This window comes from Pseudovibrio sp. Ad13 (genome assembly GCF_001623225.1).
Lineage (GTDB): Bacteria > Pseudomonadota > Alphaproteobacteria > Rhizobiales > Stappiaceae > Pseudovibrio.
Genome location: NZ_LMCC01000002.1, coordinates 80,227 through 104,404 on the forward strand (window position 1 = coordinate 80,227; position 24,178 = coordinate 104,404).

At 52.0% G+C, this 24,178-nt stretch carries 21 protein-coding genes; 6 read left to right on the forward strand and 15 right to left on the reverse strand.

The window, feature by feature from the left end; all coding sequences use genetic code 11:
- Nucleotides 1-5 precede the first annotated feature (5 nt).
- The 4 genes from PsAD13_RS01235 to PsAD13_RS01250 all read right to left on the reverse strand — a co-directional run bounded on the left by PsAD13_RS01235 (nucleotide 6) and on the right by PsAD13_RS01250 (nucleotide 2,929).
- Nucleotides 6-785: a heme ABC transporter permease gene (locus PsAD13_RS01235; RefSeq protein WP_063317072.1), complete on the reverse strand. Its 780-nt coding sequence runs from the start codon at nucleotides 783-785 to the stop codon at nucleotides 6-8.
- Between the two features lie 178 nt (nucleotides 786-963).
- A complete protein-coding gene (gene ccmB / locus PsAD13_RS01240; RefSeq protein ID WP_181951980.1) occupies nucleotides 964-1,623 on the reverse strand; it encodes a heme exporter protein CcmB in 660 nt (219 codons plus the stop codon).
- Nucleotides 1,624-1,634: 11 nt separating this feature from the next.
- Entirely contained in the window at nucleotides 1,635-2,348 is a 714-nt protein-coding gene (gene ccmA / locus PsAD13_RS01245) for a heme ABC exporter ATP-binding protein CcmA (protein WP_084404609.1), read from the reverse strand.
- 140 nt (nucleotides 2,349-2,488) lie between these two features.
- Complete coding sequence (locus PsAD13_RS01250; protein WP_063305964.1) at nucleotides 2,489-2,929, reverse strand: cupin domain-containing protein; 441 nt, start codon at nucleotides 2,927-2,929, stop codon at nucleotides 2,489-2,491.
- 466 nt (nucleotides 2,930-3,395) lie between these two features.
- On the opposite strand from PsAD13_RS01250, the gene acnA reads away from it, so the two are divergent.
- The 4 genes from acnA (at nucleotide 3,396) to PsAD13_RS01270 (ending at nucleotide 8,868) form a co-directional block, all read left to right on the forward strand.
- Complete coding sequence (gene acnA, locus PsAD13_RS01255) at nucleotides 3,396-6,071, forward strand: aconitate hydratase AcnA (protein WP_063317073.1); 2,676 nt, start codon at nucleotides 3,396-3,398, stop codon at nucleotides 6,069-6,071.
- 648 nt (nucleotides 6,072-6,719) lie between these two features.
- Nucleotides 6,720-7,358: a DarT ssDNA thymidine ADP-ribosyltransferase family protein gene (locus PsAD13_RS01260; RefSeq protein WP_063317074.1), complete on the forward strand. Its 639-nt coding sequence runs from the start codon at nucleotides 6,720-6,722 to the stop codon at nucleotides 7,356-7,358.
- Nucleotides 7,351-8,040 (forward strand): hypothetical protein, encoded by a 690-nt coding sequence (locus PsAD13_RS01265; RefSeq protein ID WP_063317075.1) that lies wholly within the window; start codon nucleotides 7,351-7,353, stop codon nucleotides 8,038-8,040. The genes PsAD13_RS01260 and PsAD13_RS01265 overlap by 8 nt, the downstream gene beginning before the upstream one ends.
- Before the next feature lie 501 nt (nucleotides 8,041-8,541).
- Nucleotides 8,542-8,868, forward strand: coding sequence for a hypothetical protein (locus PsAD13_RS01270; protein ID WP_063317076.1), 327 nt, complete (start codon nucleotides 8,542-8,544; stop codon nucleotides 8,866-8,868).
- Nucleotides 8,869-9,055: 187 nt separating this feature from the next.
- Here the strand turns inward: PsAD13_RS01270 and PsAD13_RS01275 are convergent, their stop codons facing one another.
- The 10 genes from PsAD13_RS01275 to htpX form a co-directional block, all read right to left on the reverse strand.
- Nucleotides 9,056-9,658 (reverse strand): hypothetical protein, encoded by a 603-nt coding sequence (locus tag PsAD13_RS01275; RefSeq protein WP_063317077.1) that lies wholly within the window; start codon nucleotides 9,656-9,658, stop codon nucleotides 9,056-9,058.
- A gap of 68 nt (nucleotides 9,659-9,726) precedes the next feature.
- Nucleotides 9,727-10,305, reverse strand: a complete 579-nt coding sequence (locus PsAD13_RS01280) for a hypothetical protein (protein WP_208986366.1) — start codon at nucleotides 10,303-10,305, stop codon at nucleotides 9,727-9,729.
- A gap of 846 nt (nucleotides 10,306-11,151) precedes the next feature.
- Nucleotides 11,152-11,604, reverse strand: coding sequence for a GNAT family N-acetyltransferase (locus PsAD13_RS01285; RefSeq protein WP_057464672.1), 453 nt, complete (start codon nucleotides 11,602-11,604; stop codon nucleotides 11,152-11,154).
- A gap of 12 nt (nucleotides 11,605-11,616) precedes the next feature.
- Nucleotides 11,617-12,360 carry a carbonic anhydrase gene (locus PsAD13_RS01290; RefSeq protein ID WP_244275084.1) on the reverse strand — a complete coding sequence of 248 codons (744 nt, stop codon included), beginning with the start codon at nucleotides 12,358-12,360 and terminating at the stop codon, nucleotides 11,617-11,619.
- Nucleotides 12,361-12,473: 113 nt separating this feature from the next.
- Nucleotides 12,474-12,941 carry a GNAT family N-acetyltransferase gene (locus tag PsAD13_RS01295; protein ID WP_208986367.1) on the reverse strand — a complete coding sequence of 156 codons (468 nt, stop codon included), beginning with the start codon at nucleotides 12,939-12,941 and terminating at the stop codon, nucleotides 12,474-12,476.
- Between the two features lie 96 nt (nucleotides 12,942-13,037).
- Nucleotides 13,038-14,567, reverse strand: coding sequence for a glycosyltransferase family 39 protein (locus PsAD13_RS01300; protein ID WP_063317354.1), 1,530 nt, complete (start codon nucleotides 14,565-14,567; stop codon nucleotides 13,038-13,040).
- A 180-nt stretch (nucleotides 14,568-14,747) separates the two neighbouring features.
- Nucleotides 14,748-16,364, reverse strand: coding sequence for a bifunctional phosphoribosylaminoimidazolecarboxamide formyltransferase/IMP cyclohydrolase (gene purH / locus PsAD13_RS01305; protein WP_057464670.1), 1,617 nt, complete (start codon nucleotides 16,362-16,364; stop codon nucleotides 14,748-14,750).
- 163 nt (nucleotides 16,365-16,527) lie between these two features.
- Complete coding sequence (locus PsAD13_RS01310) at nucleotides 16,528-18,186, reverse strand: heparinase II/III family protein (protein ID WP_063317079.1); 1,659 nt, start codon at nucleotides 18,184-18,186, stop codon at nucleotides 16,528-16,530.
- A gap of 273 nt (nucleotides 18,187-18,459) precedes the next feature.
- Nucleotides 18,460-19,908 (reverse strand): 16S rRNA (cytosine(967)-C(5))-methyltransferase RsmB, encoded by a 1,449-nt coding sequence (rsmB, locus tag PsAD13_RS01320; RefSeq protein ID WP_084404610.1) that lies wholly within the window; start codon nucleotides 19,906-19,908, stop codon nucleotides 18,460-18,462.
- Between the two features lie 303 nt (nucleotides 19,909-20,211).
- Nucleotides 20,212-21,240: a zinc metalloprotease HtpX gene (gene htpX / locus PsAD13_RS01325; protein ID WP_063317080.1), complete on the reverse strand. Its 1,029-nt coding sequence runs from the start codon at nucleotides 21,238-21,240 to the stop codon at nucleotides 20,212-20,214.
- A 212-nt stretch (nucleotides 21,241-21,452) separates the two neighbouring features.
- Here htpX and PsAD13_RS01330 point away from each other — a divergent pair, with 212 nt between their 5' ends.
- Nucleotides 21,453-21,716: a DUF1674 domain-containing protein gene (locus PsAD13_RS01330; protein WP_063286174.1), complete on the forward strand. Its 264-nt coding sequence runs from the start codon at nucleotides 21,453-21,455 to the stop codon at nucleotides 21,714-21,716.
- A 56-nt stretch (nucleotides 21,717-21,772) separates the two neighbouring features.
- Here the strand turns inward: PsAD13_RS01330 and PsAD13_RS01335 are convergent, their stop codons facing one another.
- A complete protein-coding gene (locus PsAD13_RS01335) occupies nucleotides 21,773-22,777 on the reverse strand; it encodes a CorA family divalent cation transporter (RefSeq protein ID WP_063291262.1) in 1,005 nt (334 codons plus the stop codon).
- A gap of 202 nt (nucleotides 22,778-22,979) precedes the next feature.
- Here PsAD13_RS01335 and PsAD13_RS01340 point away from each other — a divergent pair, with 202 nt between their 5' ends.
- Nucleotides 22,980-24,176, forward strand: coding sequence for an aminotransferase class I/II-fold pyridoxal phosphate-dependent enzyme (locus PsAD13_RS01340; protein WP_063317081.1), 1,197 nt, complete (start codon nucleotides 22,980-22,982; stop codon nucleotides 24,174-24,176).
- The last annotated feature ends 2 nt before the right edge of the window (nucleotides 24,177-24,178 follow it).

Genomic DNA, 24,178 nt, shown 5'->3' on the forward strand with positions numbered 1-24,178 from the left:
TGTCCTTACCTCGCACCAGCAGGAGTTGCTTTCGTGACCGTGCTGCTGGACGCAGCCGGAGCAACAGATGCTGCACGCATCCGCATTGCTCTGATCCGACGGCGCATAATCTCGTTACGCATGCTCATCAGATGCAAAGTCACAAACAAAAGCACAAAAGCCAAAGCCATCAAACCAAGCGGGATAAGAATGGAAGAGTGAATGGCAGGGCCGTCAGCACGAATAATGCTCGGCGGCTGGTGCAGTGTGTTCCACCACTCAACGGAAAACTTGATGATGATGACATTGATCACGCCAACCAGCGTGATAATCGCATTCACTTTTGCAGCCTTGATAGGATCTTCAATCGCCTTCCACAGCGCGATAATGCCAAGATACATAATCAGCAGCACAAGGAAGGAGGTCAATCTTGCGTCCCAGACCCAAAAGGTGCCCCACATTGGCTTGCCCCAGACAGCGCCGGAAAACAGAGCCAGGAATGTGAATGCAGCACCAATAGGTGCAGACGCCTTAGCCGAAACATCAGCCAGCGGATGCTTCCAGACCAGAGAACCAACCGAAGAAAGTGCCATCATTGCATAACACATCAATGCAAGCTGGGCAGCAGGGACATGCACAAACATAATGCGCACTGTCTGGCCTTGCTGATAATCTTCAGGCGCAACAAAAAACGCGAAGTACAAGCCAACTGCAAGCGCAGCGACCGTCGCAACGATAAGCCAGGGAAGCACAGCTTTCACAAGCTTCAGGAACCGGGTTGGGTTTGCAAGATCGTATAAGGTCATAGAGCCGTTCTAAACTGAGAATGACGAAGCATCAATGTGTACATAGTGTCACGGACCCATCACAGTCATTGATTACGCGCAATTTGACGCTTCACTTCTTCGGGATTTCACCCATTTTAGACGATTTTACATAGACTTAACGCTTCTGGCAATTTCAGCAGCCTCACGGCTGCCGTCATCAGTCACCAGAAACGCGAAGCGCTGCAGCTGCTGCAAGAGGTCCAACAACAAGACCAAAAAGTGTCAGGGCACACAAAAACAGGAACGGAACGAGGAAGTTATTGGAGTCGATCGCTCCCGCTGTCGCGGCACTCACACCAAAGATCAGGATTGGAATTGCCAGCGGAATAACCAGAATGGAGAGCAACACCCCACCCCGCCGCATGGACACGGTAACGCCAGCACCAACCGCACCAACAAGCGTCAATGCGGGAGCGCCAACAAGCAAGGTCAGGGTCACCAGAACGATGCTCTGGAAATCCAGACCCACAAACAGAGACAAAACCGGCGTCGCCAACACCAGCGGCAGACCCGTCGCCGCCCAATGGGCAGCACATTTAATCAACACAACCAGCTCAAGCGAACGCCCGGACATCACCAGAAGTTCGAGACTTCCATCCTCGCGATCAGCCTGAAACAGGCGATCCAATCCCAGCAAAGTCGACAGCAATGCGCCAATCCAAAGGATCGCAGCGCCAATGCGAGACAGCAGGATCATGTCCGGTCCAACACCGAACGGAAAGATCGTCACCACAGCCAGAAAGAACAGAACACCGATCAGCGCACCACCACCAACGCGGTTCGCCAGTTGGTATTCACGGACAAAAAGACTCTTCATCCAACTCATGATCAGCCCTCGTCCTGCTCGTCTTCGTCGAAATAATCGTCCAGATCCGCTCCGGCAAACATATGCTCACTCTCGGTCGTCACAGGCGACAGATTGAGGAACTTGGTGTTTGGCAGGTTGAGCGGCAGGTGCGTTGCAGCAATCACAAGGCCACCAGCGTGGATGTGATCGGCAATCAACCCCAGCAACACTTCTTCAGAGGCTTTATCAAGCGCGGATGTCGGCTCATCAAGCAACCAGATTGGACGCGGCACCACCAGCAAGCGCGCCACTGAAAGGCGTCGGCGCTGTCCGGCACTCAGGTACCCTGCTGGCAAACTGGCAGTATGCGCAATACCAAGAGTATCCAGCGCCTCCAGCTCGCTCATGCTCTCACGCACTTTGCCACCACCAAAAGCAGCAGGCTCAAAGAAATCCCGCCAGAAACTTAGGTTTTCAAGGACGGATTGCAGCGGCTTCAATGCATCAAGATGGCCAAAGTAGTGCGAGTGCTCGGCAACAGAGCGCTCAGCCATGCCACCTTCCAGCTCAATCGTGCCATTCGCTTTCGCAACCAACCCTGCAATCACGCGTAACAGACTGGATTTCCCGACACCATTGGGACCCTGGACAATCAGAGCTTCGCTTGAACCAACTTCAAAGTCGACATGGTTCAAAACTCTGCGGCCACCGCGATCACATGCAACACCCTGACAGACTAACTTCAATTGGTTCATCGCGCCCGAAACCACCACAGCAGCTCACACTGCTTACCAAACTGACGGCGTATCCCGAAAGTGGATCCGATTTCCGGATAAGATACGCTCCAACAAAGAATTAAAGCAGTTTGCATGATCCCGTCTTTGCGCAAACCACTTTATTCAGGAGGCCGTATTACATTCGGCAAATCCTTCGCTCCCATAAACACAGCTAGAATTCGCGTTGGCTCTGTTCCGGTATTCTTACCGTAGTGCCAGGTATTGACGGCCTCAATAAACGCCTCCCCCTTTTTAAAGGTCAGAGGAGCCTCTTTCTCATAGGTGATCGTCAGCTCACCATCAAGTATATATCCGTAAAGAGGAATGGGATGCATGTGCTCTTTAACAGCCTCTCCCGGTGCCAGCGTAATGATGAGGGACGTCACCTGAGCCTGCCGACCAGTCGGATAGAACAAAGGCTGCTTTGTAATCGTAGTCTCGCTCTTATCCAGCAAAACCTCAGTGTTTGAATAAGCCTCTCCATTCTCCTGGGCCAGGGCGCTGACGACATATCCGCCCAACACCAGACAACAAGCACCAACCAAAACTGCAGATTTCATGGGAAACGCCTTTTTGTTGTTTTCAGCTATTCTCCGCGCACTTTTTCGCCACTTCCGGCGATTATTCATAGGTGAACCAGAAGCACTTTACCGATAATCCCCTTCCGAGCCTTTAAAGCCACAAAGGACCAAATCGTAGGCTAGACACATTGTATACCGCTGTATATAATGCGATTCATACAAACCCAAACCCGCTTGATCGGGCGCCTCATTCCGGCCTAATCTCACCCTAGGTAAATTATTAGCCTTCCGCTGCGGTTCAGCTGGAACCTGCGTCAGAAAGACGCTATAGGGACGACAACTATAAGCTGATTGAATTTCAAGAAGCGCTTTTAATGCATTTGTTAAATGATCAAGCCAACGCCATGACGGCGAGCCACTAAACTCCGGGAGATATCGGAGAGGTTCGTCAGCTCAAAGCTCCGTTTCCTGTTCACGGCGGGAAACGAAATAAGGAGATCGCCGAATGACACAATCTCTAAACAGTTTTAATGCCAAACAAACGCTGCAAGTCGGCGGCAAGTCTTACACTTACTTTTCCATTCCTGAAGCAGAAAAGAACGGCCTGACTGGCGTTTCCAAACTGCCATTCTCGCTAAAGGTGGTTCTGGAGAACCTGCTGCGTTTTGAAGATGGCCGCTCTGTTACAGCGGACGACATCAAGGCCGTTGCTGAGTGGCTCACCACCCGCACCTCCACACACGAAATCGCCTATCGCCCTGCCCGCGTGCTCATGCAGGACTTCACCGGCGTGCCAGCCGTTGTTGACCTTGCCGCCATGCGCGATGCTGCCGTCAACCTCGGCGGTGACCCGAAAAAGGTGAACCCGCTGGTTCCTGTTGATCTCGTCATCGACCACTCCGTGATGGTGGATTACTTCGGCACCACTTCAGCTTTCGCGCTCAATGTGGAACGCGAGTATGAGCGCAACAACGAGCGCTATGAGTTCCTGCGCTGGGGTCAGTCTGCGTTTGATAACTTCCGCGCTGTTCCTCCAGGCACCGGCATCTGCCACCAGGTCAACCTTGAATACCTCGCCCAGACCGTCTGGACGAAGGAAGAAGACGGCGAAACCGTCGCTTACCCGGACACCCTCGTCGGCACAGATTCCCACACCACCATGGTCAACGGCCTTGCAGTCCTCGGCTGGGGCGTGGGCGGCATTGAGGCCGAAGCCGCCATGCTCGGCCAGCCGATCTCCATGCTGATCCCGGAAGTCGTCGGCTTCAAACTCACTGGAGAAATGGCAGAAGGCATCACCGCGACCGACCTCGTGCTCACCGTGGTTGAAATGCTGCGTAAGAAGGGCGTTGTCGGCAAGTTTGTAGAGTTCTACGGCCCCGGCCTCGACAACCTCTCGCTGGAAGACGCCGCCACCATTGCCAACATGGCACCGGAATACGGCGCCACCTGTGGCTTCTTCCCGGTGGACAGCGACACCCTCAAATATCTCAAGTCCACAGGTCGCGACGCCCACCGCATCGCGCTGGTGGAGGAATACGCCAAGGTGCAGGGCATGTACCGTGACACCCACGCGGAGCCAACCTTCACCGACACGCTGGAGCTGGACATCTCCACCGTTGTGCCATCCATCGCCGGACCAAAGCGCCCGCAGGATCGTATCTCCCTCGCTGACGCCTCAGAAGGCTTTGCCAAAACCATGGCGGAGGAATTCAAGAAGGCAGGTGAAGAGTTCAAACGCGCACCGGTGGAAGGCCGCGACCATGACCTTGGCAATGGCGACGTCGTCATCGCCGCGATCACAAGCTGCACCAACACCTCAAATCCGTCCGTTCTCATCGGCGCTGGTCTGGTGGCCCGCAAAGCCCGCGCCAAAGGCCTCAAGGTCAAGCCATGGGTGAAAACCTCACTGGCGCCCGGCTCTCAGGTGGTGACGGATTATCTTGAGAAAGCTGGCGTTCAGGAAGACCTCGACGCCCTCGGCTTCAACCTCACCGGCTACGGCTGCACCACCTGTATTGGTAACTCAGGCCCACTGCCACCGGAAATCTCCAAGTCTGTCAACGACAACGACCTCGTGGCGTGCTCCGTGCTGTCCGGCAACCGCAATTTTGAGGGCCGCGTCAATCCGGATGTACGCGCCAACTATCTGGCCTCTCCGCCACTGGTTGTCGCTTATGCCATCGCAGGCTCGCTCAACATCAACGTGGCCAAAGACCCGCTCGGCAAGGATCAGGACGGCAATCCGGTCTACCTGAAGGACCTGTGGCCAACCACGGAAGAGATCACCGACCTCATCCGCTCCTCCATCACGGAAGAGATGTTTGAAGAGCGCTACGGCGATGTGTTCAAGGGCGACGAGCACTGGCAGAACATCAAGGTGGAAGGCGGCATGACTTACGGCTGGCCGCCAGCATCCACCTACGTGCAGAACCCGCCTTACTTTGAAGGCATGACCATGGAGCCAGCACCCCTCACGGATATTGAGGGCGCGGCAGTCATGGGCCTGTTCCTGGATTCCATCACCACCGACCACATCTCCCCAGCTGGGGCGATCAAGACAGACAGCCCGGCGGGCCAATACCTTGAATCCCATCAGATCTCGCCAAAAGACTTCAACTCCTACGGCTCCCGCCGTGGCAACCACGAAGTCATGATGCGCGGCACCTTCGGCAACATCCGCATCAAAAACCAGATGGTACCGGGCGTGGAAGGTGGCTACACCACCAAGGATGGCAAGCAGCGCTGGATCTACGACGCCTGCATGGAATACAAAGCAGCTGGCACCCCGCTTGTGGTGTTTGCTGGCAAGGAATACGGCACCGGCTCCTCCCGCGACTGGGCAGCAAAAGGCACCAAACTGCTCGGCGTGCGTGCGGTCATCGCTCAATCCTTCGAGCGCATCCACCGCTCCAACCTCGTCGGCATGGGCGTCCTGCCCTTCACGTTTAAAGAGGGCGAGAGCTGGCAGTCCCACGGCATCGATGGCACTGAGCGTGTAACCATCCTCGGCGTAGCAGACCTCAAACCCCGCCAGATGGTCGACATTCAGGTCGAGTTCGCAGACGGCTCAAAGAAAACCATAGAAGCCCTCTGCCGCATCGATACCGAAGACGAACTGGAATACATCAAAGCCGGCGGCATCCTCCACTATGTGCTGAGGAACCTCGTCTCCGGCTAAGACTGGCAGACACACCACAAACACAAAAACGGGCCCTCCAAGGCCCGTTTTTCATTGGCGACCCCACCTTCTGAGACCACCACTTCCACCGATGTCATCCCACACAAACAATCCCCTCCGACGTCATCCCGCACAAGCCCCCCCTCTGATGTCATCCCGCACAAGCGCAGCGCGATGCGGGACCCAGAGCCACGTGCCCAGACCTCAGCCTCCACCACACCGACATCCCGGCCCCCGAGCCGGGATCCAGAGCTACCTACACAGACCTTAGCCACCACCACACTGGATCCCGCATCAAGTGCGGGAAGACGGCGGAGGGTGCCGCTTCGATATCGAGAACGGACTCTAATGCATCAAAACCGGCAGCATCCTGCACTACGTCCTGAGAAACTTAGTCTCCAGCTAAGCCACCCCAACAAGCAAACTATTCAGTCCGCCAACCTCACCAGTTCCATCCCAAACTCAGCTCAACACCCGACCGTCATCTCGCACAAGCAAAGCGCGATGCGGGATCTCACATTAAGTGCAAGGTGACGGTGGTTCGGCACAAAAAGGAGAAGTGATTTCTATTCCTTTAAACTCATAGGTTGCAACTAATAAATTTAAAACTAAATTCATGTCGAATGCATTTTTTTGAATGGAAGCATAATGAGCGCAATCCAAATTCAACAGATTGTAGCCGAAAGAAACATCCGACGGCTCGTACATTTCACTCCAGCACAAAACCTACATTCCATTTCGCAAAATGGCATCTTATCCGTTGAAGCAGCAGCGAGTGCAAATATACCAATTACACAAAATGATAACGAAAGGTTCGATGGTCATCCTAACGCAATCTCATTGTCGGTGAGCCTGCCAAACTATAAAATGTTTTACAAGTGTCGAGTAAGAGACCGATTAGTTGACTGGGCTGTTGTAACATTGGATGTAAGATTATTATGGGAACTAGATTGCTCATTTTATCCCACAAATGCGGCAAATGCTGCAATGAGTTGCATTCACCCTAGCTCATTAAAGTGTGCTGACTCATTTGCTGCATTATTTGAAGATAATGATCTTAGGAAAAATCAAACACTATTCAAAAAAGATACAACAGACGTACAAGCTGAGGTATTGGTTTTTGAAACTATAAGTCCAGATTACATCACTGGTATGTATTTTGACCGCAACAGCACTAGAGTAAAATATCCGCCAGTGTTTAAAAAAATAAGTCCAAAGGTTGCATCTGCGCTATTCTCAAAAAGAGAATTTGTTCGCAATAAGCAGGTAAGACAAGCTAATGGCTAATCGACCAGTTTTTTTACCCGTGTTGGCAAAAGACATTCTCGTCAAAACTGTTTTTGTCGAGTTTCACTGGTTTCCTGGATTTGCAAAATCACAAAAGAAAAAATCCTTAGAGTCTCTGCATGCATCAGCAACGCAAAGACTAAACACAAAAAAAATTCTTGATATATCGAGCAAATCAGATGAACGCCTTGGAGAGCTGTTAAGCGCATTCAACCTAAAGTTCACAACCAAAAAATATAATGTAGAGATGTGCGTGGAGTCAGCCTTCCAAGGAAGTAAGATTTTCGAAAAAGGCGGCCCATACCAAGACCTTTACAATGCTGACGCAAGAACTGCTAAGAAAGACCAACGTCTCCGAAGTAGTGGCCGACTAACGGGATTTCGCTTCTTCGGGATTAATTGGGACTTAGAACCTCTCACAGCTTTCTATGACTGGTTATACATTAACGCCCTCACGAAAAATCCATCACTTGCAGATGAGATTAAATACTACGATGCCTTTACTGACATAGAGTTTAACCCTCAAAAATCAATCAACTGTCAAGCTTATTCAGCAGCATTGTATCGCGCTCTAGAGCAGCGTAATCTTCTGTCAGATGCCACTTCCTCACCTGCAAGTTTTCTCGATATTTTACGAAATTACACACCAAGTAACGTAAGAGAAAACACTTATTCATGCTAAACTCGTCATCCCGGCCCCCGAGCCGGGATCTAGAGCCATCTGCACACACCGTTAGCCTCCGCCCAGCTGGGTCCCGCATCGAGTGCTGGATGACGGTGGTGGGGAGGTTGGATGGGGTGAAGGTCGCGGGCTTTGTGGGGTGTAGCACAGGCTCTCGGGTGCAGCGCAAACGCATCACATCCCCCACCATCCACACCCTCGTCAAAACTGCCAGTTTGACAACCTCAGGTTTTCATTCCACATTCATACATGAGGCCTAGAAACCTCCTCTAAGACAGCGGTAACCGCTCCCGTTAACTGGCGGATTTTTTGTGCCTGCTTTATAGGTAGCGTGCAAACCCTTTGCTATGAGCGGGAGGGCGGTGAATACAATACCTTCTTCGGAGGGGAATAAACTCGCCTGTCTGTCTTACAGGTTTCTAGCCTCCCGCTCGCCAGTGGGCCCTAGAAAGTCTTGCTGTCGCGCGGTTGTTCAACCCTGTAAAGACAAAGGGATTGAGAATGACCGACTCCGCATGTGCCTGTGGCACCACAAATACGTTCCAAAATGAAATAGACGAAGTCCTCGTCGTTGTCTCTGACCTGCAAAATCTCAGCTATATGCAGCACTTACTGCTAACTGAGAGACTGCAGCACAGCAGCGAACGCGATGCTTTGTTCACTCTGCACCATGCCTTCCACGACCGACTGGAAGCGCTCCAAAAACGCTGCGGAACTTTATCTAATGCGTCTTCTAATTCGAAAACCGCTAGGACTTTTCGGGAATACGCAGGAGAGCGGGTCGCTCATCCGCAGCCGATAAACACCAAAATTCCGCTTCCTGAATAAGCCCGCCCAGCGCTCCACAAAGCAAGGGAACCTGCCTACGTGGAGCATGTGCTGGCGCACTGTGTAAGAGCATTTGGCAACACTGCCATCCGCTCCGGTGCCGGAAGCGAGAACGCACCTACACCCCGCATCCTCGCGGGAAGCACCCTGCTGGCCTGCGGAGCCACCACCCTCCGCAGGCCAGCGCTTATTTACTGGAACAGAACTTCGTCAGCACCGCATCCCACTCAGCAGCGGCATCAATCTCTTTAATCTTGCCAGCTCGCTCATGCTGCGATTTCTCTTGCGCAACTTTCACAAACCACCACGGATGATAAGTTGGCGATCCCTGACGACCCATCTCATCGCATGTCAGTATGCGCGCCTCTTCAGCAAACTCTTTCCCATCACGCTTGAACTGCTCTTTCTCAGCCTCAGTCATTTTAAGGAAAGTGAGCATTTGATAGAACATGGTCGCAGAGCGAACCGACGTGCCTTCAACGCGACGCGCATCAAACTGCACCTTGATCAGCCCACTCAGAAAGATTGAAAGTTTGCGCGTAGGATCTCTGTGACTGGCACACTCAGAAACTGCAGTCGCAATCACCGGCAGCTCAACATCCGGCGTAATTTTCGACAGATCCTTGCACTCACGAGAGGTGCGACTGCCCTCAGCCTGCGCATTATAAGCTGCCAGCATAGCAGTAAAAGCCAGAACGATCGTCTTAATACATTGTTTTTGCATCACTATTATCACCAGAGCAAGAATGCCACCCACAAACCAGCTCTGGCTAATATCAAACGCATCCATCCTCCTCAAGCGCGCGCAAGAGGAGGAAAAATCAAACACAATCCGCAGTTGGCACCAAAGCCCAGCGCTTATTTACCAGCGCAAATGCCGGCTTTTGTCAGGGTCAGTTGCCATGCAGCAGCGCCATCAAACGGCGTGACCAGCCCGTCATCATCCTTGTTCGTGAAGGCGCCCATACCATGCGCAATCATGTATTTCGGGTAGTAATCCGGCGCATCCTGTCCCTGCAGAAAGTCACAGGCCTCGGCAATGCCATCCTTGCTGTAATTTTCCAGCGCTGCACCAAACGCAATACGCTGCGCCTCGTCCATCCTTTGAAACGTCACCATCCGCAGCACAGAAAGCGCCTGATACGCGCTCTTGTCTTTCACCCGCTGCATATCAAAGGTGCCACGCGCAAACGCCATCACATAAAGATCAACAGCAGAGCCATACTGCTCCTTCTCAATGCAAGCAAAGATCGACGCATAAAGGTCAGCCGGAGTGTAACTCGTCTTGGCGTCTTCCCGCGCAATACAGCCCACATCATGGGTCACCTGCAGGTTTCCCTCGGCCTGATGATTGGTGATTTTGCCTTGCGCCTGCGCACCACCGGCAAACAACATCGCCCCACCCAAAAGGCTGAGAGCCAGATACGAAACTTTCAACGAAAACACCTCTCTAATCGCCCGGAAAGCACCCTTCCCGGCACCTCACCACTACAATCTGCAGGTCCCACTCATACACCCGTCACCCCACCCCTCACTTGACCTTCGCCAAACACACACCCGGTTATCTGCCAGAGTGCGCAGAGTTCTCATCCGCAACCTCCCCCGGTGTCATCCCGGGCGCAGCAAAGCGAAGACCCGGGACCCATAACCATAACCCTCTCGGCTCCACTCACTCATGCTCTCCCACACACAAATGCTATCGCTGCCTCACAAACACCCGCACACATTATGCAGCGACTGCCCCTGAGGATCGGGCTAACACAGGAGGGCCTGCAAAAAACTTATCCCCCTTGGCAAAAGATGCCGCCATACTAACTCCCATGCCTACGTAACGGGCTGCTGGCGGACCGTCCGTCAGTTTGTCGTAGGCTGGGTGGGGCTTTTGAGAGAAGTAACGTATCTTTCAAAGGTCCGGTGGAACCGATTTTCAAACGTGACCGCATGGTTTGAGAGGAAGGGCCCAAGTCTGAAGGGCATCACGCGGTGACACGGACCAGTCAGAGTGGTTGCGTGTCAGGGATGAAGGAACTGTTTTAGTAAGGAAACTTGCTGGAATAAGCCATCGTCCTTCCAGGAAACTGGCTATCGTGTCTTTCAGGATAAGAGGCGATGTTGTCCATACCAAAATGCCCGGGCAAGGCGACAGCCAATGCCGAAGACTCATAACCAATAAAATGCGCAGGCACTGCCTGCTCGCCTTGCCCTCCCCATTTTGGGAGTTTCACGTGAAAACACCGCCGGACATTTCCAGCGGTGCTAAAGCTGTTTGCAAAACAGGAAGGCTCACGCCGCCGCCTTCTCCTTGAACATGTGAAGCCGGTCCGTATCTTCCCACTGCAATCTATAGCCAAGCTGCTCAATGAACACCTTCGCAGGGTGGGTCTTGATCGGGTTGAACGTCCACTGGCTAAAGCCCTTGCGCTGAATATCCTCCTCCGTGCGCTCAAGCAGATACTTCGCCAAACCGTACCGGCGAAAATCCGGATGCACATACACGTTGAAGATATGGGCACTGTCGTTCAGAAGCCCCCAATAGCAATAGCCTTTGATGTCATCTGCCATCTCAGCGGCAAAAGTGCGCAGCAAAGCCTCTTCCATCCGCTTACGATGCACAGCCTCACACGTCTTCCATCGCTCAAAGTTCTGCGGTTCCAACTCCGCCATATAATGCGCTTCAAGCTCCAGCAAAGCCGGAAGGTCCTTCGCTTCAGACACCCTGATTATGGGAACAACCATCTGCGATCCCTCTTATGTCACCATTGTAACTTTGCCCGTATCAAGGTCATACACCCCACCAACCACCTTCAACGTCCCCGCCTTGAAGTGCTTGTCCAAAATAGGCGATGCCTGCTGCAAAGCCGTCACGCCCCACTGCACATTCGCTTTGATGGCATTGACGAGAACATCCCCCTTCTCACCCTGCGCCTGCTGCACAGGAGGCCGAAGAAGCTCAACAAGCGTCTGGATATGACCGGGAAACTGGTTGCCACTCTGAACAGAAGAAATCGCCGCCTTCACAGCACCGCACTTCTCGTGACCCAGCACCATGATGAGCTGCGTACCCAGCACATCAACACAAAACTCAAGGCTAGCCAGCCCTTCCGGCGTCACAACATTGCCAGCAATACGAACCACAAAAAGATCCCCACGCCCGGTATCAAACGCCAGCTCCGGCGCCACACGGGAATCCGCACAGCCAAGGATCGCCGCAAACGGGTTTTGCCCAGCAGCCAGTGCAGCACGGGTACTCTGGAAATCAGCAGGAGTGATATCACCCTCAACATAGCGTTTGTTACCATCCATCAAACGCTTAAGAGCAGCCTCACCACCAATCTCATTCTTAGGAATAGGCGGCTCCTGCGCACTGACAGACGAAACAGCACCAACACCACCCGTTGCCAGAGCAGCACCAAACACACCAGCCGTTTTCAGAAACTTGCGGCGCGCTGGTGATCCAACCAAACCCGCTTTGTCATTGCACATCCAACACATAGGCTTCTCCTGGCCAAACAACAAAAGTTGCAGCCAGCCTAAAAGCCCATTCTGGACATTCTGTTGTTGAATTGAATGAAACAGCCCTAAACGAAAAGAACTCGCAATCGCACCTAAATTTCTCTTTCCAGCCGCGGACCAATTTCTCTGAATTCGTTATTAAGATAAAAACTCAGCGTCGTTTTCCAGGCTGGCTGATGCGGTGCTCCCACTTCCAGGTAAGGCCAGTCCATCTCCTGCCCCTTCAACACTGCCTGTTGCAGCAGTATTTTACCAACCCCGGCACACCGACCAGATGGCACAACGTAAAACTCGACGATTTCACCAAACCTGCCACCAGCATAAATGGCCTTCTTTTCCGACAGTGTAATGAGCCCGAGAAGCTCGCCTTGAGACCGCGCCAGATAAGCCCAATAGCGAGAGCCATCATCGGAGAGAATATCCTCAGCCGTCATTTTGAACTGCCCGACATCAAGCTCATCTTCCGGCCAAAGTTCGCTTTCCATCGCAAAGACGAGCTCACCCAAGCGATGCGCATCCGCTTCTCTGGCAGGTTCCACTGTAATCTCATCGAATATCACGGACCCATCTCCCTGATCTCAAATCACGACGACCAGACTACCAATTTTCAAAGCATCCACCCATTCTCAAAACTGGGAGAATTTAGCCGTATAACTCTAATGCTGTGAGGCAGCCTGATTATTCCCCTCAACAATGATGAAGCTATACTCGAACGGATATTCCGACCAATGATAGTAAGGCGCAGCTTCCTTATGGATTTCACTGTTAGGGATCGGCTTGCCTTTAAGCTTCTGATAAAGGGCAGACATGTTCTCAGGGACAGCCTTGGAGTGCCCCTTCCAAAGGATCGCAACCGGGTAGGCGTAGTTGATATCGATACCGGAATACTCCGGAATGGTTACTGCCCAACCCGGTTTCAGATCACCAATGTTACCCGCAATGCTGTGAGACGTAGTCAGAACACTTCGCACACCATACTGCGCCAGCGTATCAACAATTGCCTGAGAAGGAAGCGAATGCGCACTTGGCTTTTTAAAACTGCCAAAAGCAAAGTTGAAGGGAATGAGCACAACGATCAGCACTGCCAGCACACTAGCTGTTCCAAGAATGATCTTGGCCTGACGTATTGAGACCTCAGCAAACAGCCACAACGAAGCAACCAACGGAGCAAGAAACAGGATTGGTTGAAGCCATCGATCTTTCACATTGGTCGCGCCACTTGCAACAACAGACACAGCAGCAATAACCAGCCCAAAGATAACGACAAGCGTGAGAAGTTTGCGAATGGTCTCATTCACATATTGGTCGTGCTGCTCAGCATCCTTCCAATAAAAGCTCGTCGCCCATGCGCAAAAGAACAGGACCACAGCCACAATGACAAACTGCAAAGCTGCATTTACCAGAGAGATAAACCCGGTCAGAAAATGCCGTTCAACCTTTTCGATTCCGAACTTATGGACACGTGCATAGATGAGGTCCTGGTTCTCAAACATCCAGAAAGCAGGAGGAAGCAAAAGCACGACAGCAACAGCAGCAGAACCAAGAATGTATTTTGAACGTAGGAACTTGCGCCCGTCCTCAATGCAAAAGCCAGCTGCGATCAAAGCGACAAACAAAAACATATAGTTGTATTTGGAAAGTGCACCTGCTGCGATCACAACACCAAACACAACAGCACGCCACCAGCTTGGTTTTTCGATGCAGGTCAGGAAGAGATAAACCGTCCATGCAGAACACGCGAACATCAAAACTGAATGGCTCAACGCTCGCTGCGATTCCCAGGAGATCTGCGGCAGAAAGATGAGTGAGGCCGTCCCGATAGCAGCCAACGTCGGATCAGAGGCCTTCCGCGCGGTGAGCCAAACACCAAGATAGCCAAGAAACAACAAGGTATTTTTAAGAAGAGCCGTTGCAAAGAGCCCTTCTCCAAACACCCAGAAGAAAGCGATTGTCAGCCAAGTATAAAGTGGGGGCTGCGGGCCATATCCAAGCTGAAAACTCTGGGCCGCAATAATCTGTTCCGCTTCATCCAGGCCCAATACGGGAGACGCAAAATAACGAGTAATGGTCTGGACAATGAAGTATCCGGCAAGAAGCCAGATAAAATGTTTCGCGATGAACGTAGCCCAGTTATCCGAGACTATGACGCGTTGAAGTTTGGGAAGGAAACCTTGATCTTGCAGCATCTGCACCATGCGCAGTTATCGACGCTTTTGCGCCTTGTTTTTGCGCCTTGTTTTCGTTCCCTCCACCATACCAATTACAACTAAGCATTGGCTTTCAGCTTTAATTAAAACCAGCGGCCAATAAAAAAGCCTTCGCAAGCATAACCTGCGAAGGCCCAGAATTTATAAAGATGCCGCCCTTTAATGACGGAAGTGGCGCATTCCAGTAACGACCATTGCCAAGCCAGCTTCATCAGCAGCTTTAATCACTTCATCATCACGCATGGAACCACCTGGCTGAATAACAGCAGTGGCACCAGCCTCAGCAGCAGAAAGCAAACCATCAGCGAACGGGAAGAACGCATCAGACGCAACCACACAACCTTTGGTCAACGGCTCAGCAAGGCCAGCAGCCTCTGCGGCATCCTCAGCTTTGCGGGCTGCAATGCGAGCGCTGTCAACGCGGCTCATTTGCCCTGCTCCGATGCCAACAGTCGCGCCGTCTTTGACGTAGACAATCGCATTGGATTTTACATGCTTGCCAACACGGAAGGCCATTTTCAGATCTGCCAGTTCCTGATCAGACGGAGCACGCTTTGTCACCACCTTGAGATCCAGATCATCAACAACACCACTGTCGCGATCCTGAACCAGCAAGCCACCAGAAACAGTCTTCACAAACAGACCCTTGGCACGTGGATCAGAAAGACCATTCGTCAGGAGCAAGCGCAGGTTCTTTTTCTTAGCAACCAGCTCAATCGCTTCTTCTGTCGCATCAGGAGCGATAATCACCTCAGTAAAGATCTTGGTGATCTCAGCAGCAGCATCCGCGTCCAGAGTACCGTTGAGCGCAACAATGCCGCCAAACGCAGAAACCGGATCACACGCCAGCGCTTTCTCGTAGGCTTCCTTCAACGTAGGCGCTTCAGCAACACCGCATGGGTTCGCATGCTTGATGATAGCAACTGCTGCCGTACGAGCTGGATCAAACTCGGAAACAAGCTCAAACGCTGCATCTGTATCATTGATGTTGTTATAAGAGAGCTGCTTACCCTGCACCTGACGAGCCGTCGCAACACCTGGACGCTTCTCACCTGTCACATAAAAACCAGCTGCCTGATGCGGGTTCTCACCATAGCGCATCACTTCATTCAGCGTACCACCAATCGCACGGTAGTCCGGAGCAGCTTCATCAATCTGCTCTGCCATCCAGTTGGAAACAGCAGCATCATAAGCAGCGGTACGAGCAAAAGCCTTCTGCGCCAGCTTCTTACGAAGAGCAATCGGAGACTGACCGTTATGCGTATCCAGCGCCACAACCACAGCAGCATAATCAGCTGGGTCAACAACAGTGGTTACATAGGCATGGTTTTTGGCAGCAGCGCGTGTCATCGCCGGACCGCCAATATCGATGTTCTCGACACCGTTTGCGTAATCAGCACCAGATGCAACCGTATCTTCAAATGGATAAAGGTTCACGCAAAGCAGGTCGATACCAGTGATGCCATGCTCATCCATCGCAGCAACATGCTCAGCATCATCACGAATGCTCAGCAACCCGCCATGTACCATAGGATGCAGCGTCTTAACACGGCCATCCATGATTTCAGGAAAGCCAGTAACCTCGGAAATATCTTTAACTGGGAGGCCAGCCTCAGCAATCGTTTTGCGAGTTCCGCCTGTTGAGATCAGCTCAACTCCACGTTCGGAAAGCGCTTTCGCAAACTCAACAAGACCGGTTTTATCGGAGACAGAAAGAAGCGCACGCTTAACCGATACGAGTTCAGGTATCGGAACGCCTTTGGAGACAACGGCCATGGGTAAAAGCCTACTCTCTTAGAGAAAATGAAAGGGTTTTGACGCCCGCCAAATAACACTTATTCACAGCTGTGGGAACCCATTTTATGGGGATTGAGAGCGGTTTGACGGGTAACCTTTAGGAGCAGTTTACATCCCCTAAAGGGCAAGAGCACAAATGACGTTAGGTCTTCCGCCGCGCCTTGGCAGAGGCTGTCTTTCTTAGCATCCAGGTCACACTCAGCGCTTCTTTTACACCAACACTAAGAACAATCTGCTGCGTTTGTCGGTGACCGAATACGTCTGACAGGTAAATTGATTCCTCAACGGAGAACTCAATCCCATCAGCAGAAAATTCCCAGGCTTCACCATCCGCACACTGCAAAACAGCAGCATCACCCAATGGCAACATGGTGCAGCTTACCTGTGGGTGTAGATGGAAGCGGATCGTGACAGTCTCTTCCTCTGCCTTGTCAGATGTCGGCTTGAACCGATCAATCCCATCCAGAACTGTTCCATCACGCGACAGCGTCAGATCACGTTCATGAACAATGCCATAGCGCTCTACATAGCCATCATGGCTCGCAATCACACGGTCAGAAAGGTCCGTGTCCTGACGCTCCGCTTCAACATCTTTGGGACCGGATAACACCGGATTACCCAACACCTTATCAAAACGAGAGGACGTCAGAAAACGACAGGAAGACGTATCACCAATCCCGGCTGTTGAATGTGCAGCGGTGGAACGAGCCACCATCTTCCAGGCAACTTGCTCTCGTGTAGAGACGCCACAGTTCACCACAATGCGATTGCGCTTTGAGGAGAACTCAAAGGAGAGGCAACCAGCATGCGTATTGCTAGAGAAGCGCGTTGGCGGCGGCGCTCCCACATCAATCATCACAAGGCTATCACCACCAGTGAGACGCTGATAACCGGAATGCGGTGCACTAACAGGCGGTGTTCCACGTGCATCATCATAAGCAAGGATGGTCGCAACCACATCACCCGGAGTAGAAGCCATGCCATTGAAATGAGCAAAGGATCCATCACCATGACGGAAGAAGCGGATCATCGGCATCATGCGGTCAATGGATTCCATCATGACTGGAGACACCGTTTGCCCCTGCATCACAAGCGCCTGGCGGATTGGCAGCAGATCAACAAGAATCTCAATAATCGCACCGGGATGCCGGGAGATATGACCACCATCCGGCAAGATTTGACGCTTCAATTCCTGATCAAGGCGTTTCAGAGCTTGTTTGACGTGACGCCCCTGCCCATCCATGGAAACCGTTGCACAAGCATTCGCCATGGCAACTGTCAGACGCGGCAAGCCATCCGGCGCTTTGTTCATAGTCCGGCGTAGATAGCGCACCTGCCGGTACAGCGACCGCATGAAGGCACGATAGAAATCCGCTTCACATCCGGTCAGCAATAACGGAGATTGAGCCATCCAGCTCAACACGCGGCGTGCAACAACTTCCTGCTTCCAGCCGCTATCATGCCAGCGACCACAGGACCTGATCCAGTCCTCAACCAAGGCACGGGCATTTTGCTGTGCCATGTTGGTCTCAGCAGCACGCAAATGACGAAGCCAGGAAAACCCATGCAGCGCTTTTGACCATTGGAGATTCGGCGGCTCAACATCAAACGGAGATTGCCCGCCCACTTCAACCAGATGTCCGGCAAACAGGAACCGGCCAGCATAAATGTCAGCGGCGTTTGTAGCATCTGCAGTGCGTAAATCCTGAGGAGCGATAAGCAGACGCGATGGCGCACTTCCAAACGAGAACAAGCGGAACATAGATCCCCCTCGCGCCCAGTTCAGACTGTTTTGAGCCATGTTTTGTGTCAAAAGACTAAGGATTCTAAGTCTTTCAGACACCGTTGCGCCCGTCATACCCCTTCAGCACTCCATTAGAGCGTATCCCCGAAAAGCAGTTTCGGTTTCAGATAAGGATACGCACAAAAACAAAGATTTAGAGCGTGAGCAAGAAAGCGATTTGCAACAACACGCTCTAAACAAACTTAACAAATGGTTTGCGCCCAAGCTCTTTAAATCTCGTTAACCATGCCCACTTTGCGCAAATCCTTGGTGACATTCCACCAGCTCTTTTTAAGAGAGACGCAAACGAGCTGCGAAAAAGCCATCCAGACCACCAGATGTTTTACCTGAGGATGGGTTCTGACCTGGCATCGCACGGAAGTCGCCTTGAGAATTGATCGCCTCAGCAACGCCGCCCAGCTCTTCAGCTGTTACAGGCACACGCTGCACCTCAGGATGCTCCAGCAACAAGCGCTGAACTTGCAGTTCACCCTCTTCCTGTTCCAGTGAACAGGTGCAGTAAACAAGAGTTCCGCCCGGCTTCAACCAACCCAGTGCTTTTTCAAGCAATTCGTACTGCAGGTCAGCAAGCTTGAGCACATCATCTTCACGCTTCAGCCATGCCACATCTGGGTGACGGCGAATGGTACCGGTTGCAGAACAAGGTGCATCCAGAAGAATCGCGTCAAAAAGATCAACCGGTACAAATTCACGAAGATCAGAAACTTCAGTCTCAGCTTCCAAACCAACACGCTTCAGATTCTGTGTCAGGCGCTGCAAACGACGGGCTGAGATATCGACAGCTGTCACATCAGCACCAGCAGCAGCAAGCTGCATGGTCTTACCACCGGGGGCAGCACACAAATCTGCAACCACTTTGCCTTTGATATCACCCAGCAAACGAGCCGGAACTGCAGCTGCTGCATCCTGAACCCACCATTTGCCATCTTCAAAGCCTTCCAGCTTTTCAATCGGCCCGTCTGGCTGCAAGCGTACGGAGTAACCCAGCTGAACTTCACCACCCAGCTTTTCCGCCCAATCATCACGGTCTGCTGGCACGCTCAGGTCCAGATACGGCTCCTGCATATGCGCAGAGGACATCGCACGCGCAGCTTCTTCGCCATAAACTTCGCACCAGCGTGCAAACATCCAATCAGGAGCATTCAGCTTCGCAGTATCTTGCTCAGCAATAATCGCTGCACCTTCACGTGTTGCACGGCGTAGAACAGCATTGACGAGGTTTTTATACGGCTTGGCACGTGCATCACGGCCAGCGAGCGTCACAGCAAGGGAAACCGCTGCGTGATCAGGCACGGACATAAAGAACAACTGCGCCATAGCAACATGGAGAATGTCCAGAACGCGACCCGTTTTCTCAGGAATAGGCCGGTCAAGAAAGCGATCAATCACATCCTGAATCTGACCACGGCGACGCAGCGCAGTGCCAATAATCGCACGAACAAGCGCTCGATCATTCGGCTCAAGGCGTTTATAGCCCGGATGACCGTTGTTTAGATCAAGCTCGCCATCCAGTGGCATACGCTTGCTCAAAACTTTACCAATCAGATCGGTGGCAGCCTTACGAGCAGCATAGCCGGGATCTTTAAAGGTGCCCTCTACGCTCTCCGTTTCAGAAGCTCTGTCATTGTCTCTTGGAGTCTTCTGTGCTCCAGAACGCTTTCTCCCCTTGAACTTGGAGTTTCTGTCCCGAGAGGATGTATTCTTACGCTCTGCGCTCATCGTTGATCCATGTATTCCAGAATGTGTCGCCAGACCTTCGGCGCCATCTATTCTTTTAAAGATGCATTCTTGTGTGAAGAGCCTCACTCAGAGGCCAACCGGTTTCATCAGGTTCCACTAGAGTTTCGGCGGATTACTGCCAGTTGTAACCAAAGGAGAACTGTCAAATCCTGCTCGGCTAACCACAGAACCTTTAATATTGCAAAGACAATTTGGGAAGCGCGAATAGTTATTCAGGTAAACACGGTACAATCAACAAAGCAAATGCGAGAGACGGTTCGTATTCGCAGATTTCCCTTGCTTTTAGCCCCATGGCCCTTTGGGCTTCCGCGGTTCATCACGACTAGGCTGGTCATTCCCACCACGCTGGCCTGATTGGCGGGATGCTCCCCATGGGCCACTTGGGCGACGTGTTTCACGCTGCGGCTGAGCTTGCGACGTCTCGCGCACGTTAAAATGATCACCACCGCCAGAACTACGTGTTTCAGTAAAGCCAGCTTCAGAAGCCATCTGACGAAGCGCAGCAATCCGGTTATCTGTGTTCGGATGTGTCGAGAACAGGTTGTCCATGTTCTGGCCAGAAAGCGGATTGATGATGAACATATGCGCCGTTGCAGGGTTATGTTCTGCATCTTCATTCACAACCCGTGCTGCACCGCCTGCAATCTTATGCAAAGCGGAAGCAAGCCAAAGTGGGTTACCACAAATCTGCGCACCCATACGGTCAGCCGCATATTCGCGCGTTCTGGAAATCGCCATCTGAACCAAAGCCGCCGCCATCGGTGCAAGGATCATCATCAAAATCGACCCAATCAGACCAAGCGGATTGTTGCGGTTTCCTCCAAAGAAAAGCGCAAAGTTCGCCAGCATGGAGATCGCACCAGCGATCGTCGCAGTGATTGTCATGATCAGCGTGTCACGGTTTTTCACGTGCGCCAATTCATGCGCCATCACGCCTGCAACTTCTTCTTTGGAAAGAGAGTTCAGAAGACCAGTCGTTGCTGCAACTGCCGCATTCTCAGGGTTTCGGCCAGTCGCAAACGCATTGGGCTGCGGGTTGTTGATCACATAAACCTTTGGCATCGGGAGCTCAGCACGCGCCGCCATGGTACGAACCATGCCATAAAGTTCCGGGGCCTGACGTTCATCCACTTCCTGCGCATGGTGCATGGACAGAACCATGCGATCCGAGTTCCAATAGGAGAAGATGTTCATGCCGCCGGCGATCAATAGAGCAATCAGCATGCCGGTTTGGCCGCCAAGCATGAAGCCAATGCCCATAAACAAAGCGGTCATCGCCGCAAGCAGCATACCGGTCCGTACATAGTTCATGGTTTCAATGCTCCAATCTGTTCTTTTAGTTCGCCAATTCTACCGGTCATCCACCAATGAACGCAGTGCCCATTGCAAAATACAGGCTCTCGCGCCTATATCTAAGCCTACGCGATCATTGTGAAACTACCACTACCAGCTTAAGTGGTAGCTCCAAATGGCAAACGCAAGCTTACAACAGCGATAAGCAGCATCAGCCAACGGGGATTGAAATGGAAAAAGACAACAAATCAGCCGTCGAAAACTTTAAAACACAAGAAGTCGATACGACGGAGCAGATTGAAGAAGCGCCAAAAAAACGCCGGTTTGAAGACCTGCCCCCTGCCGCCCAACGTGCTTTAAAAGAAGCTGAAGAGCGCCGTGCAGAGATCGACACAGCCCAAAAAGAAATGCCGAAAGAGCTTAATGGCCGTGGTGGTCTGGACCCTGCCCGCTACAGCGATTGGGAAGTCAAAGGCATTACCAGCGATTTCTAGAACGTATTCCCGACTGGTTCCGGCTTCCTTATAAGACGACGCACGGAGCCAGCCCTTTAGAAAATCCTAAACCACCGGACGATCGCAAACAGTCCCACGCCGAAAATGATCAAAAGCCCGCTGACAATACTAAACGCAACAGGGTCATGACTGCCCGGGATGCCGCCGACATTAATACCCAGCAAACCAGTCACAAAGCTAAGCGGCAAAAACACAACGGCAATTGCCGCCATCATCAGCATGTAGCGATTGGTGTTCTCTGATCGTTTAAACATGATTTGATCGTGAACTATTTCTGCCCGTTCACGGATAGCATCCATCTCCTCGGCAATTCGAAGAGCCCGGTCACCCGCCTCACGAACGCGGCGTTTGTTGATCCGATTGACCCACTCAAACTTCTCAATCTCAAAATTCCTCAAGATGTCCAAATGCGCCAGCATGCTGCGCCTGACAATGGTTGCTAACCGACGAACCTGCGCAAGCTCGCTTTCCCAAGGGTGGTCTCCTGTCTCCAGCACCACATCCTCAAGATGGTCGATCCTATCCTGAAGCACCTCAACCATTTCTTCAGCACGTTCCGCAATCGCCAGCACCAATCGAGCCCAGAATTCTGCCGTGCTTTCTGGTGGCACACGGGTCTTGAACCCCTCAAGCAAACTTTGAAAAACATCCAGCGGATCGTGCCAGATGCAGATCATCCGCTTAGCATCCACCCAGATCTGGGCACATTCCATGTCGCCGCTTTCTTGTTTGGGCAACTCATTGAAAACATTGATGGCAATAAACGCCCCTCTTGTGCGCACATGGCAATGCGGACGCACCTCTCGGGCTAAAAGATCATCAATATCGCTGTGTTCCAGCCCAACTTCTTCAAGAAACTCGCGGTTCTGAGCGGCAATCCGCTGCAAATAAGCCCAATAAAATTCGTCGGGCTCCAGCTCATAGTCACGCAACTGTTCTAACGTGAGTCTGCGCATGCCTTTTGACTTGGAAAAAACAATGACAAATGAGGAATCCAAATGAATATGGCTCGCCTCAATGTTTTCTGTGGTTTGTGCCATTTCGACAAATCTCGGCCCAAGTTCGATCCTAACTCAGCACACACATCAAAACCCACACTTCTAAAAAATCAGATGACAAACCCCAGAAGAAACACCTATTCAGCTTAGCGCACAGTAAATTGGTTAACAGCCAATTTACCAAAAAACACTAGAGTTTTGGTGCTCCGAGCATTTGTTGTAAATCATTCCTGCGAGAATTCTTGTGTCCACGAAAGAAATTGAGAAAAAATCTAGCGGAGGAAACCCGTTTCAGCGGCTGAATCAGCAGCTCGCTGGAATCGAACCGGGTCTTGATCCGATTGTCATGACAATTGGTGAACCGCGTCATGAGCCTCCAAGCTACGTCATTGAAGTACTTGAAGAAAATCAGAACGGCTTCCGCAAGTATCCAGCAATTCGTGGCACTGATGAATTCCGTGCAGCTGTTGGCAAATGGGTCAAAAACCGTTTTCAACTCTCTGATGCCTTCGATCCAGACAAAAGCGTTATTCCGCTCAACGGCTCTCGCGAAGGTCTTGTCTTTGGCTGTGTTTGCGCACGCGATTATCTGAAGAAAGACGGCAAGCCGGCTGTTATTTTGCCGAACCCGTTTTACCAATCCTACGGTGCTGGCGCTCATATTGCGGGTGCTGACGAAATTCTTTTGCCAGAACCAGCAGACGGAGTTTTGCCAAATCTGGATGCCATCGATCCAGCTTTGCTCGACCGCACCGTCGCGTTCTATTTTGCGTCCCCCGCCAACCCACAAGGCACCGTTGCGCCTATGGAATATTGGCAAAAGCTCATCAAGCTGGCACGCAAACACGACTTTCTGCTCTTCGCTGATGAGTGCTATTCTGAGATCTATCGCGACACGCCTCCAACAGGTATTTTGGAAGCTGCTGAAGCTCTTGATGGCACGTTGAAAAATGTCGTGACATTCAACTCACTGTCCAAGCGCTCCAACCTCCCCGGCGCACGCTGCGGCTTTGCTGCCGGAGATCCGGAGTTCATCCAATTCTTCGCCGATTTCCGCAACGTTGCAGCTCCTCAGGTCCCAATGCCTGTGCAAGCGCTCGCCGTACGCGCGTTCGGTGACGAAGGACACGTGATCGAAAACCGCCGCCTCTACAATGAAAAGTATGACACCGCCGAAGAGATGCTATCTCCTCTGTTTGGCTCAGTACGCAAAGAAGGTGGTTTCTTCCTCTGGCTGGATGTTTCCCGCTGGGGTTCAGGAACACAGATCGCTGAAAAGCTCTGGCGCGAAGTGGGTGTGAAGTCCCTCCCAGGAGCTTACATCGCCTCGGACATGCCGGACGGTTCCAACCCCGGTGATAAATACATCCGCCTCGCCCTCGTTGAATCTTTGGAAGTCAGCAAGGAAGCTTTCCGAAGAATTTTGGACTCTCTGGAGTAATT

Coding starts and splice junctions, on each gene's coding strand:
- acnA (WP_063317073.1), top strand. CDS start 3,396: ATGACACAATCTCTAAACAGTTTTAATGCCAAACAAACGCTGCAAGTC.
- purH (WP_057464670.1), bottom strand. CDS start 16,364: ATGGCCGTTGTCTCCAAAGGCGTTCCGATACCTGAACTCGTATCGGTT.
- PsAD13_RS01265 (WP_063317075.1), top strand. CDS start 7,351: ATGGCTAATCGACCAGTTTTTTTACCCGTGTTGGCAAAAGACATTCTC.
- PsAD13_RS01300 (WP_063317354.1), bottom strand. CDS start 14,567: ATGCTGCAAGATCAAGGTTTCCTTCCCAAACTTCAACGCGTCATAGTC.
- PsAD13_RS01270 (WP_063317076.1), top strand. CDS start 8,542: ATGACCGACTCCGCATGTGCCTGTGGCACCACAAATACGTTCCAAAAT.
- PsAD13_RS01260 (WP_063317074.1), top strand. CDS start 6,720: ATGAGCGCAATCCAAATTCAACAGATTGTAGCCGAAAGAAACATCCGA.
- PsAD13_RS01275 (WP_063317077.1), bottom strand. CDS start 9,658: ATGGATGCGTTTGATATTAGCCAGAGCTGGTTTGTGGGTGGCATTCTT.
- ccmB (WP_181951980.1), bottom strand. CDS start 1,623: ATGAAGAGTCTTTTTGTCCGTGAATACCAACTGGCGAACCGCGTTGGT.
- PsAD13_RS01235 (WP_063317072.1), bottom strand. CDS start 785: ATGACCTTATACGATCTTGCAAACCCAACCCGGTTCCTGAAGCTTGTG.
- PsAD13_RS01335 (WP_063291262.1), bottom strand. CDS start 22,777: ATGGCACAAACCACAGAAAACATTGAGGCGAGCCATATTCATTTGGAT.
- PsAD13_RS01250 (WP_063305964.1), bottom strand. CDS start 2,929: ATGAAATCTGCAGTTTTGGTTGGTGCTTGTTGTCTGGTGTTGGGCGGA.
- PsAD13_RS01330 (WP_063286174.1), top strand. CDS start 21,453: ATGGAAAAAGACAACAAATCAGCCGTCGAAAACTTTAAAACACAAGAA.
- rsmB (WP_084404610.1), bottom strand. CDS start 19,908: ATGAGCGCAGAGCGTAAGAATACATCCTCTCGGGACAGAAACTCCAAG.
- PsAD13_RS01310 (WP_063317079.1), bottom strand. CDS start 18,186: ATGGCTCAAAACAGTCTGAACTGGGCGCGAGGGGGATCTATGTTCCGC.
- PsAD13_RS01285 (WP_057464672.1), bottom strand. CDS start 11,604: ATGGTTGTTCCCATAATCAGGGTGTCTGAAGCGAAGGACCTTCCGGCT.
- htpX (WP_063317080.1), bottom strand. CDS start 21,240: ATGAACTATGTACGGACCGGTATGCTGCTTGCGGCGATGACCGCTTTG.
- ccmA (WP_084404609.1), bottom strand. CDS start 2,348: ATGAACCAATTGAAGTTAGTCTGTCAGGGTGTTGCATGTGATCGCGGT.
- PsAD13_RS01290 (WP_244275084.1), bottom strand. CDS start 12,360: ATGTGTTGGATGTGCAATGACAAAGCGGGTTTGGTTGGATCACCAGCG.